Source organism: uncultured Polaribacter sp. (assembly GCF_947501385.1).
Classification (GTDB): Bacteria; Bacteroidota; Bacteroidia; order Flavobacteriales; family Flavobacteriaceae; genus Polaribacter.
On record NZ_CANMVP010000048.1, the window covers coordinates 1 to 12805 of the forward strand.

The window sequence follows — 12805 nt, forward strand, 5'->3', positions numbered from 1 at the left end:
CGAAGCTTCGGAAGCGAAGCAATGAATTAAAAATTGCTAGCTGAACCTGCCTATGCCGGCAGGCAGGCTAATCCCTCTTTTTTAGCGGGATCTATGGATTTTACCTGCCAGCCGGTAGGCTGGTTCCCCGACGCTTTGCGTCGAAATAAAAAATAAATTTCTACTTGATACCTCGTACCCTTGGGTCGAGGTTTTTCATTTTTTATTCTTTATTAAAATGGAATAGTACTTAAATATAAACAGTAATTTTGCTTGAAAGTAAATAGTTATTTATGAAAGCAAATACATCTAAGGTACTCATCATATTAGCATTTTTCTCTATTTATATTATTTGGGGTTCTACCTATTTATTGAATAAAATTGCAGTTACAGAATTAGCGCCTTTTTTTTTAGCCTCTATTCGTTTTTCTATTGCGGGAGTTTTAATGATGATTATTGCAATTATTATGAAACAAAAATTGAGCATTAGTAAAAAACAATTTTTGAATGCCGCTATTGCTTCTTTTTTCTTTTTAATTTATGGGAACGGTGTTTTTGTATGGGCGCTAAAGTATGTAGATAGTGGTTTTGGAGCTTTAATTGCCTCTACACAACCTTTATTTGTGTTATTTCTAATGCGATTGATTGATAGAAAACCCATGCAAAAAAAATCTTTAATTGGTGTCTTTTTAGGAATTTTTGGGATGTATTTATTAATAAGTCAGAAAGAATTAACTGCTTCTGAAGATAGTTTACTTGGAATATTTATGATTTTAACCTGTGTGTTGAGTTGGAGTTATGGTAGTGTTTTTGTATCAAAAGCAGATTTGCATAAAAGTTTTTTAGTAAGTACGGGGTATCAAATGTTAGTTGCTGGTTTTATTTTATGTATTGGGAGTCTTGGTTTTGATGAACCATGGACTTCACCTTTAGATTGGAGCGCAAATGTGCAATATTCGATGCTTTTATTAATTGTATTTGGCGGAATTGTAGCCTTTACAGCTTTTAACTTTCTGTTAAAAAATGTATCTACAGAAAAAGTTTCTACTTCTGCATACGTAAACCCAGTAATTGCTTTGTTATTAGGTTGGTATTTTTTAGATGAAAAATTAACAACGCAATCTGTAATTGCTTCCGCAATTTTATTAACAGGTGTTTATTTTATTACTTCAAGAAAAAGAAAAGTAAAAAACGTAAATGATGCCTCTAAACCTTAAAAAGTAACATCGATAAAATACCAAATAACATTATTATTTTTAGAATTTTACTCAATTTAGAAAAATCTTTTTTACTTTCTGAACTCCATAATTGATGCATAAAATATATAAGTGGAATTAGAATAAATACAATTCCGTAGCTTAAAAATAAGACTTCATTTTTTAGAGATTGCAACATCATTAAAAGAAAAAAAAGGAGTATACAAGAAAAGAAAAAGGCGAACTTTGCAGCTCTTTTTCGACCAACCAAAATGGCTAATGTTTTGGCTTGTATTTTTAAATCGCCATGAATGTCTTCGATATCTTTTATAATCTCTCTAATAAATGTGATTAGAAATGCAAAAAGTGTATAGGAAATAACAGCCAACCAAACTTGTAAAAACAACATTGAATTGAGCTGTTCTTTTAGTGTAAATTCATGATACTTAAAGCAAAAAAGATAAACGATATAAATAGTTAGACCTATAAATAAAGAAATTAGCAAATTGCCTAGCAATACTTTTTTTTTGAAGAATTTTGAATAGAAGAATAAGCCTAAAGAGGAAAATACAAATATAAAACTAAAAAAGGGAAGTGTTTTAATAATAGACAGATAAACTCCTAAAAACAAGCCTGTAGAAGTCAGTAAAAAATAACTTCTCCAAGCATTTTTTTCTGAAATACTTGATGCTATAAAAATTTTATCGGGTTTGTTTATTTTGTCTGTTTCAAGATCAAAAATGTCATTTACAATATAACCTCCAGCTGTAATAGATAAAACACTTGCTATGAGAATTCCGAATTCTAAATTCGAGACATAACTATGCTGAATAAAAGAATGAAGTAAAGCATATTTAGTTAAAACCATCGTTAACAAAACCATCAAAAGGTTTTTGTAACGAATTAGTTTTAAAAAAGAAATCATTCTTAGTTGAAGTTCTTTTTAATTCTGGCCAAATCACGTTTGTTATCTCTGTCTTTAATAACTTCACGTTTGTCGTGCGTTTGTTTCCCTTTGGCCAACGCAATTTCTAATTTGGCAAAACCTCTGTCATTTATAAATAAACGCAAAGGAACAATTGTGTTTCCTTTCGCTTCCACATCTTTTTTTAAGCTTTTCAATTCGCGTTTATTCATTAACAATCTACGCTCGCTTTTGGGTTTGTGGTTAAAATGATGTCCAAACATGTATTCTTGAATGTACATATTCACAATAAACAATTCACCACGCTCATTAAATTCACAAAAACTTTCTGTAATTCTTGCTTGGCTTAATCGAATCGATTTTATTTCTGTTCCAGTTAATTGAATTCCAGCCACATACTTGTCTAGGATTTCAAATTCGAAACGTGCTTTTTTGTTTTTTATGTTGATGTTTTTCTGAACCGTCATAGACTGGCTTTAATTTATAGAATTTTAACAAAGATACATTTTTACATTCGAGAAAGAAATGTAATTTTGAATTCTATTGGAGACCAAATGAAACAAAACCAAATGAGATATGTATCACTATTAGTATTACTATTTCTTATGAGCTGTAAGCCAGAGAAAAAGCAGTTAACAGCGCAAGAAATTATCGACAAAACAATTGAATATTCTGGTGCAGATAAAGTTGAAAACTCAAAAATTACATTTCAATTTAGAGATAAAGATTATGCTGCAATTAGAGATAATGGAAATTATAAACTCTTTAGAGTATTTACAAAAGATGCTAAAAGTATAGAAGACATTGTTTCTAATGATGGATTTGAAAGGTTTGTAAATGCAAAGAAAACTGCTGTTGTAGATTCAATGGCTAATAAATATACAAACTCTGTAAATTCGGTGCATTATTTTTCTGTATTGCCTTATGGATTAAATGATAAAGCTGTTCAGAAAAAGCTACTAGCACCTTCAACTGTAAAAGGAAAAGAGTATTATAAGATTCAAATTACATTTTTAGAAAATGGAGGGGGAAAAGATTTTGAAGATGTTTTTATTTATTGGATTGGAAAAGAAGATTTTTTAATCGATTATTTGGCCTATGCTTACCGTACAAATGAAGGAGGAAAGCGATTTAGAGTTTTAAAAGAACAATGTATAAAAAATGGAATTCGTTTTGTAGATTATCATAATTACAAACCTTTAGATAAAAAGATTCCATTAGTAAGTATTGATAAAGCTTTTGAAAAAAATCAATTAAAAAAGATTTCTGAAATTGTTTTAAAAGATATTGAAGTAAAATTTTAAAGTAAGTTAGTTATTCCTAGCCCCGAAGCTTCAGGAAAATAAATCTTATGATTGAACTTCCTGTGAATGAGTGGATTCCTGCCTCTACCTTCGGCAGACAAGTGCGCAGGAATGACAAGCTCAAGAAAGTATTTTTTTTAAGAAAACTCTTCAAACAGCTCAATCTAATCTTTTTGGAAACTTGCTATTAGCACTAATTTTTCTGATAAAAAAGGATGTATATTTGATTTAAATTCGATAGAATAGTAGTTTTATTTAGCTAGTTTTTTTGTTTTCTGTCATCCTGCGAAAACAGGTCTTACCAGAGCTGTCATTGCGAATAAAGCTTTTGCTGCTTTATCTGGCAATCTCTTTTTAGGTAAATTGCTACGTTTTTCGCAATAACGAATTTTGATAAGAGCTAAAAAAAAAATGCTGTTCTAAACTAGTTTTCCAACAAAAAGATACATAATTTACATTCTGCTAAACTTAAAAAATGTCTAAAAAACAACTCATCAGTAAAGAACTAGAAGCTTTTTATAACAAAGCTTCTGAAGAAACGCGTTTAGAAAGTGGTATGGGTTTTTTTGAATTTGAGCGTATAAAATCTTTAATTGAAAGGCACATTTCGAAACCAACAATAACCATTATAGATGTGGGAGGCGGAACAGGAAAATACAGTAAATGGTTAGCAGAAAAAGGGCATAAGGTACATTTAATAGAACCTGTAGAAAAGCATATAAAATTAGCTCAAAAAAGAGCGAACCAACTAAAAAATAAATTTTCAGTTTCTTTAGGAGAAAGTAGAAATTTAGAGCTAGAAAATGATGTGGCAGATTTGGTGATTTTACATGGTCCTTTATATCATCTCCAAAAAAAAGAAGATCGTTTACAAACCATTAATGAAGCAAAAAGAGTCTTAAAAAAAGGCGGAATTATTTTAGGTTTTGCCATCAATTCTTCTGCTTCTACCGTCGCAGGTTTAATGCAAGGTTTGCTTCATAAACCAACGTTTTTTGAAATGTGTAAAACCGAATTAACAACAGGAATTCACAACCCTCCAAAAGAATTTCCTTGGTTATTAGCAGACGGATTTTACCACAAACCAAAACAGTTAAAAAAAGAATTTACTTCTCAAGGCTTAGAGATTATAAATTTATTTGCTGTGGAAGGAATGATTTGGCTAGACAATGAATATTTTGCAAACATGCTGCATCCTAAAAAGAAGAAAACCTTGTTAGCATTATTAGAAACGACAGAAAAAGACGAATCTGTTCTGTCGTTTAGTCCACATATGATGTTGGTGGCAAGGAAATAAAATATTTAAGATTCCCAAAGACCTTGAAAATTACTAATTTATTTGCTGTAAACTAGCCGTTATTTTGTCTCCAGAGATATGAATAATATACAGATTTGCATAATTACTTTCGTCTATTTCATCATATTTGTTTTCTCCGATAATTTTGTTGACTAAAAAAGGAATTGTATTACTATGCCCAACTATTAAAGTTGTTTTTCCTTTTGTTCTTTTCTTAAAGGTGGTTGTATATAATTTATTTGGCTTATATATAATTGGTTTTAAACCTTTATGTGTAGCAGTTGGCGCTGCGGTCTGTTTTGTTCTATTAAAATTGGTAGTATAAACTGCATCTAAAGGAATGTCTTTAAAATAAGTAGCCCAATTATTAGCACGTTTTATTCCTTCTTCTATTAAATTCGGGTTTTTCTTAGTCAAATTTTTCTCTGCATGACGAATTAGATAATAAGTGGTTGTTTCTTCTTGAGTACAAGAAACTAACGAACTAAATACAAAGACAAATAATAAAAGAATTTTTTTCATAATAATTAATTTAGATACCAAATATAAACAAAAAAGAAAAAGCGATGTTTTTTCAAACATCACTTTTTCCAAACTAACCCAACTAAATTTTAATCTTAATCCTTGAACAAATATTACTTGTTATCAACCAAATCAGATTGATTCCTAAAAACCAACGTATCATCAAATGCATCTAAAAGAATAATACTGTCTGTTGTTATTTTACCTGATAAAATTTCTTTTGAAAGTTGATTTAATACTTCTTTCTGAATGACTCTTTTTACAGGTCTTGCACCAAATTCTGGCTGATATCCTTTTTCTGCTAAATATGTAATAGCTTCATCAGTAGCATCTAATGTAATTTCTTGTTTGCCAATCATCTTTTTCAGAAGCTCTAATTGTAATTTTACGATTTTAAAGATATCTGACTGATTTAAAGGTGTAAACATAATTACATCATCAATTCTGTTTAAAAATTCGGGTCTTACAGATTGTTTTAACAACCCTAAAACTTCAATTTTTGCCAATTCAGTTACCGCGTCTAGATCTGCTTTTGGGTCTGCAAATTTTTCTTGAATGATATGACTTCCCATGTTAGAGGTCATAATAATAATCGTGTTTTTAAAATCAGCAACACGTCCTTTATTGTCCGTCAACCTTCCTTCATCTAAGACTTGCAATAAAATATTAAAAGTATCTGGATGCGCTTTTTCTATTTCATCTAAAAGTACTACAGAATAAGGTCTTCTTCTTACAGCTTCTGTCAATTGCCCACCTTCATCAAAACCAACATATCCTGGAGGCGCACCAATTAATCTACTCACAGAATGGCGTTCTTGATATTCACTCATATCTATTCTTGTCATCGCATTTTCATCGTCAAATAAATAGGCCGCCAAGGCTTTTGCCAATTCTGTTTTTCCAACTCCGGTGGTTCCTAAAAACAAGAAACTTCCAATAGGTTTGTTGGGGTTTTGTAAACCCGCTCTAGAACGTCTTACAGCATCAGAAACCGCAGTAATTGCTTCTTCTTGCCCAACCACTCTTTTGTGCAATTGCTCTTCTAATTTTAATAATTTTTCACGTTCAGACTGAATCATTTTTGTGACAGGAATCCCTGTCCATTTTGCCACAACTTCTGCAATATCTTCTAAGGTAACTTCTTCTTTTATTAAAGATTTCTCTGTTTTATTTGCTTGTAATACTTTTTGAAATTCCTCTAATTTTTCTTGTGCTTCCTGAATTTTACCATATCTAATTTCTGCAACTTTTCCATAATTTCCTTCACGTTCTGCTTTTTCGGCTTCAATTTTAAAGTTTTCAATTTCAGATTTTGCATTCTGAATATTGTCTACAATTTCTTTTTCTGATTTCCACTTTGCATTTAGTTCATTACGTTCTTCTTTAATATTTGCTAATTCAGAACGCAAACCCTTTAGTTTCGTTTCATCTTTTTCACGTTTAATGGCTTCTATTTCAATTTCTAGCTGCATTATTTTACGATCTAAAACATCTAGTTCTTCAGGTTTCGAATTGATTTCCATACGAAGTTTAGAAGCAGCCTCATCCATTAAATCAATCGCCTTATCTGGTAAAAAACGATTGGTGATATAGCGTTGAGATAATTCTACAGCACCAATAATAGCTTCGTCTTTAATACGAACTTTGTGATGTGTTTCGTACTTTTCTTTAATTCCTCTTAAAATAGAAATGGCACTTTCTGTATCGGGTTCGTTTACCAAAACTTTTTGAAAACGACGTTCTAAAGCTTTGTCTTTTTCAAAATATTTTTGATATTCGTCTAAGGTAGTTGCGCCAATTGCACGCAATTCTCCACGCGCCAAAGCAGGTTTTAAAATATTTGCGGCATCCATAGCGCCTTGTCCGCCACCTGCGCCAACGAGTGTGTGAATTTCATCAATAAACAATACAATATCTCCATCTGAAGTGGTAACTTCCTTAATGACTGCTTTTAAACGTTCTTCGAATTCTCCTTTGTATTTTGCACCAGCAATTAATGCGCCCATATCTAGAGAAAAAATCAATTTATCTTTTAGGTTTTCAGGTACATCTCCATCAACAATTCTATGCGCCAAACCTTCTGCTATGGCCGTTTTACCTGTTCCTGGTTCACCCACTAAAATAGGATTGTTCTTGGTTCTACGTGATAAAATTTGTAGCAATCTTCTAATTTCTTCATCTCTCCCGATTACAGGATCTAACTTGCCATCTTCCGCTAATTTGTTTAGGTTTTTTGCAAATTTATTCAAAGAATTGTAAGTTTCTTCTTGACTTTGAGAAGTTACTCTTTCTCCTTTTCGCAATTCTTCAATCGCCGCTTTTAAATGCTTTTCTGTAACACCTTGATCTTTTAAAACTTGCGCAATGTTACTTTTCGATTTAAAAATAGCCAAAATTAAATGTTCAATCGAAACATAATCATCTTTCATGTTTTTAGCGATAATAGACGCCTCATTTAGGGTTTTATTCGCTTCTCTAGAAATCATTAATTCAGCTCCAGAAACTTTTGGTAAGCTTTCTAGTTGCTTGTCTAAAATTTGATTTACTATTTCTAAATTGATATTCAATTTTTTCAATAAGAAAGGCAACACATTTTCATCAACTTGTGTTAATGCTTTAAATATGTGTTCATTTTCTATTTGATGATGCCCAAAACCTTGCGCTAATTGCTGCGCAAGCTGTATGGTTTCTTGTGATTTAGTTGTATAATTATTAAAATTCATTTTGCTGTTTTTTTGCTTTGATAAGGGCAAAATCAATACCAAATAAAAGACAAGTATAAAAGCAGTCATTTTGTCTTTAAAACACTATAAGTACTGACTTTTTGACAACTTTAAACGCATAATAAGTAATATCAACCTAATGTATGGCTTTTGTATTGGTTGTTTTTTAGTATTTAAAGCTACAAAAAGCTAAGTTTGTTACTTATTCTAAAAATTAAATATGCGTCATTTATACTTATTATTTTCAATTGTTTTTTTTTAACAGCTACCGCTTATGCTCAAAAACTTCAAGATAATTTTGAAGGAAATGGGAATATTACAACTTGGTATAAAGATGATTGTACTTTAGACCTCAATGTTACGAATCCTTATAAAGAGTCTCTTAATATTTCAAATACAGTTTTAAAATATAATGATATTGGTGGAAAATATGCAAATATTGGTTTTAACAAATCGACTAATTTTGATTTATCAGTATATCATACTTTTCAATTAAAAATTTTTATACCTTCAAATAGCTTGTCTGGTTCACAAACTAACCAAATTTTTTTAAAACTTCAAAATGGTACTTTACAGCAACCTTGGACTACTCAAAGCGAAATAAAAAAAACACTTTTGTTAAACCAATGGCAAGATGTAACCTTCGATTTTAAAAACGATTCTTATATAAATTTAGATTCAAATTCTCTTCCGCCAATCGAGAGAAATGATTTTAATAGAGTTGTAATTCAGGTCAATGGAGAAAATAATACAGACTTGGTCATTGCTTATATGGATGATTTTCTATATGACGATGTTGCTTCAGAAAATACAAACCCTGTTTTTGATACGTTGGTTTGGTCTGATGAATTTGATGGAAACGGGGCTATTGATGCAACCAAATGGCATCATCAAACAAAATTAATAGCAGGAGACAGTTGGGCAAATAACGAGCAGCAGCATTATACAACGCGTCAAGAAAATTCTTATGTAAATAATGGTTCGCTAAAAATAAAAGCCATAAAAGAAACCTATTCAGATCAAGGCCATCAAAAAGAATATACTTCTGGAAGATTAAATTCTAAATTTGCTTTTAAATACGGTAGAGTAGAAGTGCGCGCTAAATTGCCTTCAGTTGCAGGTTCTTGGCCTGCAATTTGGCTATTAGGAAAAAATATTAATGAAGATGGAGCTTACTGGGATAACCTAGGTTATGGAACCACAAATTGGCCTTGGTGTGGTGAAATAGATATGATGGAGCCCAACATTACCAAAACAGAAATTTTAGCTACTTGGCATTGGAATAATGGAGAAGGCTATACTTATTTCAGTAAAGGAATTGCTACAAATAATACAGACACTTCTCAAAATTTTCATATTTATTCCTTAGAATGGAATTCAAATTTTATGAAAATTTATATGGATGGGACTTTAATCAATCAAATGGAAACTATAAATCCATTCAATCAAGATTATTTTATTTTACTAAACCTTGCTATGGGTGGTAATTTAGGGGGTACTATTGATGCTAATTTTACAGAAGATATTATGGAGATCGATTATATTAGAGTATATCAAGAAAGTGCGCTGTCTGTTGATAAAATTTCAACAAACCAAAAAGTTTTTATCTATCCAAATCCTGTAAAAGACTTTATATCAATAGCATTAGATACAGATGTTACTATTAAAAATGTTCAAATATTTGATATTACTGGAAAAAGAATACGAGAAGGGAATCATGCAAAAATGTCATTAAAAAATTTAAAAAAAGGAATGTATTTAGTGAAAATTATCACTTCTGATGGTGTTATAATTAATAAAAAAATTATCAAAGAGTAACCTTGTTGCTACAAGGTTTTTCTTAAATTTACAGTTCACTAAAAATTACAAATGGGTATATTTAATAATATGTTTGGAGGAAAAAGCGAAAAGGAATCAAAATCAGAAAAAAAGTCATACTTAGATTGGCTTCCGCTAACTTCATTAAAGCAATTAGAAGAAATTAAAGAACAATCTAAAACTGAAGCAGTACTAATTTTTAAACATTCTACCAGATGCGGAATAAGCAGTATGGTAATCAAACAATTTGAAAAATTATTTGGTAAAGAACATCAAAACATGAAAGTGTATTATCTAGATTTATTAAATTATAGAGCTATTTCTGCTGAAGTAGGGCATACGTTTCAAGTGATGCACCAATCGCCACAGTTAATTGTGGTTAAAAACGAAGTTTCTGTACACTATGCTTCACATCATGACATCACACAAACCAACTTATCGAGATTTATATAGTTTAAATTTGGGATTAACCTATTTTAAGTCTTATTTTTGTTGTTTAAAATTTTCAAACTTTTGACAGAAACAAACGCCTCGCAAAAAATTATAGGTAAAGAATTATACGGATATCAGAAAGACGCACTTCAAGAAATTTTTAATCGTTTTGAAACAGCACCTTCAGATTATCATTTATTATATCAACTACCAACAGGAGGAGGAAAGACAGTTATTTTCTCTGAAATTGTAAGACGTTATATTGAAACTTTTAAAAAGAAAGTTTTAGTATTGACTCACAGAATTGAGTTAAGCAAACAAACCTCGAGAATGCTCGATGAGTTTGGTGTAAATAATAAAATTATCAACAGTACTGCAAAACTAGATGATCAAGACGATTATATGTGTTTTGTAGCAATGGTAGAAACACTAAAAAATCGATTAAATGATGACCAGTTAGATATTTCTGATATCGGTTTGGTCATTGTAGATGAGGCACACTACAATTCTTTTACGAAGATTTTTAAATTTTTTGACGATGCTTTTATTTTAGGTGTTACGGCAACTCCTTTAAGTTCTAACATTAAATTACCAATGTATGAGAACTATCAAGAATTGTTTGTAGGTGAACCTATTCACCACTTGATAGAAAGTGGTTATTTAGCGCAAGCAAATATGTATTCTTATAATGTGGGTTTGACTTCTTTAGAGGTTGGGGCAAATGGAGATTATACCGTAAAATCTTCTGAAGATCTGTATATGAATACAGACATGCTTACCAAATTAGTAAGTGCCTATGAAGAAACTGCCAAAGGTAAAAAAACGCTGATTTTTAACAACGGTATCAATACTTCTATTCAGGTTTTTCATGCTTTTAAAAGAGCAGGATACCCAATTGCACATTTAGACAATACCAATACAAAGAAAGAGCGTGAACTTATTTTAAAATGGTTTCATAAAACACCTAATGCAATTATTACTTCGGTAAGTATTTTAACAACAGGTTTTGATGAACCTAGTATTGAAGCCATTATTCTAAACAGAGCAACAAAATCATTAACATTATATTACCAAATGATTGGGCGGGGTTCTCGTATTCATGGAGAGAACAACGAATTTGATGTGATAGATCTAGGAAACAACTTTCATAGATTTGGCCCTTGGGGTGCAGATCTAGATTGGCAAAAAATGTTTAGAGCACCCGATTATTATTTAGATGCCATTCTTTCTGACGAAGAAATAGAAAGCACCTTTAGATATGAATTGCCGGCAAATGTAAAAGTAGAATTTGCGAAATCTAAAGATACCTATTTCGATATGAAGCAGGTATATATTGAAACTATAAAAGCAGGAGAATCTTCAAAACGTGTATTAGAAAAATCGATTGTACACCATGCAAAAATGTGTATTGAAAATAGCGAAGATGTTTTTGACGCTTTGATCTTAGCAAAAATGCTAGGTGAGGAGATTGATGACCGAATCAATAGATATGCGAAATGTATTTCTAAAAGTACACACAACTTTGTGACCTGGTTAAAAGACGATTATCGAAAGAAACTAAATGCATATTTAAGAGAAAACTTCGATGAAGATTTTGAAAAAATTCACGGTCATCCGCCAATTGAAGAATAAATATATATAAAAAAGAGCTGAATTTTTCAGCTCTTTTTTATTTTTTACTATTTATTGTATATGATTAGTTGCATTCTTAAAACACTAAAGTTAGTAAATAAATCACAAATAGAAATTACAAAAGAACTTTCGTAAATTGACTAAAACCATGCAATTAATTATACATGGTCTTGGCTATAGTTCTATTCCATTCATATATTTATTCAATTTTCTGATTTTACAATAAAAATCAAATAACATATGAAACATAAACTCTAAATTTCCTCTTTCCTGAAGCATAGTTTCATTTTCTAAATAGATATGTCCCATAGAGATAAATGGACTTTGAATAATTTCATTTATTAATTTAATATGTTCAGTTTCTAAATGAGGCATAAAAGCAAATAGCTCATTTTTGTTTTCTATTATGTGTTTTTTTGTTTTTTTAAAATGATCCAGATACGTAATTTGACTTATATCACTTTTTGTCCATTTAAAATCAAACGTATCGTAAACACTTATTGCTTTACAGATTTTTTCAAATTCAGACTTACTAATTTCATTTTGTGAATCTGTAATATCTAAATATTCTTCTTTCGTTTTTTTAGGTTTAACAATTCTACTTCCACTATGTATAATTCCATATGTAATGAAACTTGTACTTTGATGTATATTTTTTAAATTCCTTTTTTTCGGGATTACTACTACAATTTGATAAAATATATAACTTGAAATATATGCTAAACTTAAACGATATATGACTTCACCAAATTCACTTCCTTTATTTGTTATTTCAGGAATATCTGCTAAAAAAAACTTTATTAAAATTATAAAGACTATAGCTAAAACTAAAATTATCAGTAATAATGTATTTTCGTTTTTTTTCATTTTTTCTTAATTGTAGCTAAAGGTTATATTTATGAAACTTCATTTTAATGCCTTATATCAGTTCCAAAATTTCGGTATTAGCAAGTTATGTTTTTTAAGGAGAAAGTCAA

At 30.3% G+C, this 12805-nt stretch carries 11 protein-coding genes; 6 read left to right on the plus strand and 5 right to left on the minus strand.

All coding sequences use genetic code 11. The features are described 5' to 3' along the window. The first annotated feature begins 272 nt into the window (after positions 1-272). Positions 273-1196, plus strand: coding sequence for an EamA family transporter (locus Q0998_RS18695; protein WP_299672761.1), 924 nt, complete (start codon positions 273-275; stop codon positions 1194-1196). Here the strand turns inward: Q0998_RS18695 and Q0998_RS18700 are convergent. Further along, positions 1186-2058, minus strand: coding sequence for a geranylgeranylglycerol-phosphate geranylgeranyltransferase (locus tag Q0998_RS18700; RefSeq protein WP_299672764.1), 873 nt, complete (start codon positions 2056-2058; stop codon positions 1186-1188). The genes Q0998_RS18695 and Q0998_RS18700 overlap by 11 nt on opposite strands. Positions 2059-2102: 44 nt before the next feature. Continuing rightward, positions 2103-2567, minus strand: a complete 465-nt coding sequence (gene smpB, locus Q0998_RS18705; protein WP_299672767.1) for an SsrA-binding protein SmpB — start codon at positions 2565-2567, stop codon at positions 2103-2105. Positions 2568-2669: 102 nt separating this feature from the next. On the opposite strand from smpB, the gene Q0998_RS18710 reads away from it, so the two are divergent. Then, positions 2670-3404, plus strand: a complete 735-nt coding sequence (locus Q0998_RS18710; protein ID WP_299672770.1) for a DUF6503 family protein — start codon at positions 2670-2672, stop codon at positions 3402-3404. Between the two features lie 475 nt (positions 3405-3879). Beyond that, positions 3880-4701 (plus strand): class I SAM-dependent methyltransferase, encoded by an 822-nt coding sequence (locus Q0998_RS18715; protein WP_299672773.1) that lies wholly within the window; start codon positions 3880-3882, stop codon positions 4699-4701. A 33-nt stretch (positions 4702-4734) separates the two neighbouring features. On the opposite strand, the gene Q0998_RS18720 is transcribed toward Q0998_RS18715, so the two are convergent. Together Q0998_RS18720 and clpB are read right to left on the minus strand one after the other, a co-directional pair. Then, on the minus strand, positions 4735-5223 hold the full coding sequence (locus tag Q0998_RS18720; protein ID WP_299672776.1) for a histidine phosphatase family protein: 489 nt from the start codon (positions 5221-5223) through the stop codon (positions 4735-4737). A 113-nt stretch (positions 5224-5336) separates the two neighbouring features. Continuing rightward, complete coding sequence (gene clpB, locus Q0998_RS18725; RefSeq protein ID WP_299672779.1) at positions 5337-7946, minus strand: ATP-dependent chaperone ClpB; 2610 nt, start codon at positions 7944-7946, stop codon at positions 5337-5339. Positions 7947-8141: 195 nt separating this feature from the next. Between clpB and Q0998_RS18730 the strand changes: the two genes are divergently transcribed. The 3 genes from Q0998_RS18730 to Q0998_RS18740 are packed head-to-tail and all read left to right on the plus strand — an operon-like array spanning position 8142 to position 11828. Further along, positions 8142-9764, plus strand: a complete 1623-nt coding sequence (locus Q0998_RS18730) for a family 16 glycosylhydrolase (RefSeq protein WP_299672782.1) — start codon at positions 8142-8144, stop codon at positions 9762-9764. A gap of 51 nt (positions 9765-9815) precedes the next feature. Beyond that, a complete protein-coding gene (gene ytxJ / locus Q0998_RS18735) occupies positions 9816-10217 on the plus strand; it encodes a bacillithiol system redox-active protein YtxJ (RefSeq protein ID WP_299672785.1) in 402 nt (133 codons plus the stop codon). Between the two features lie 60 nt (positions 10218-10277). Beyond that, complete coding sequence (locus Q0998_RS18740; RefSeq protein ID WP_299672788.1) at positions 10278-11828, plus strand: DEAD/DEAH box helicase family protein; 1551 nt, start codon at positions 10278-10280, stop codon at positions 11826-11828. Between the two features lie 174 nt (positions 11829-12002). Here the strand turns inward: Q0998_RS18740 and Q0998_RS18745 are convergent, their stop codons facing one another. Then, on the minus strand, positions 12003-12695 hold the full coding sequence (locus Q0998_RS18745) for a hypothetical protein (protein WP_299672791.1): 693 nt from the start codon (positions 12693-12695) through the stop codon (positions 12003-12005). Positions 12696-12805: the final 110 nt, after the last annotated feature.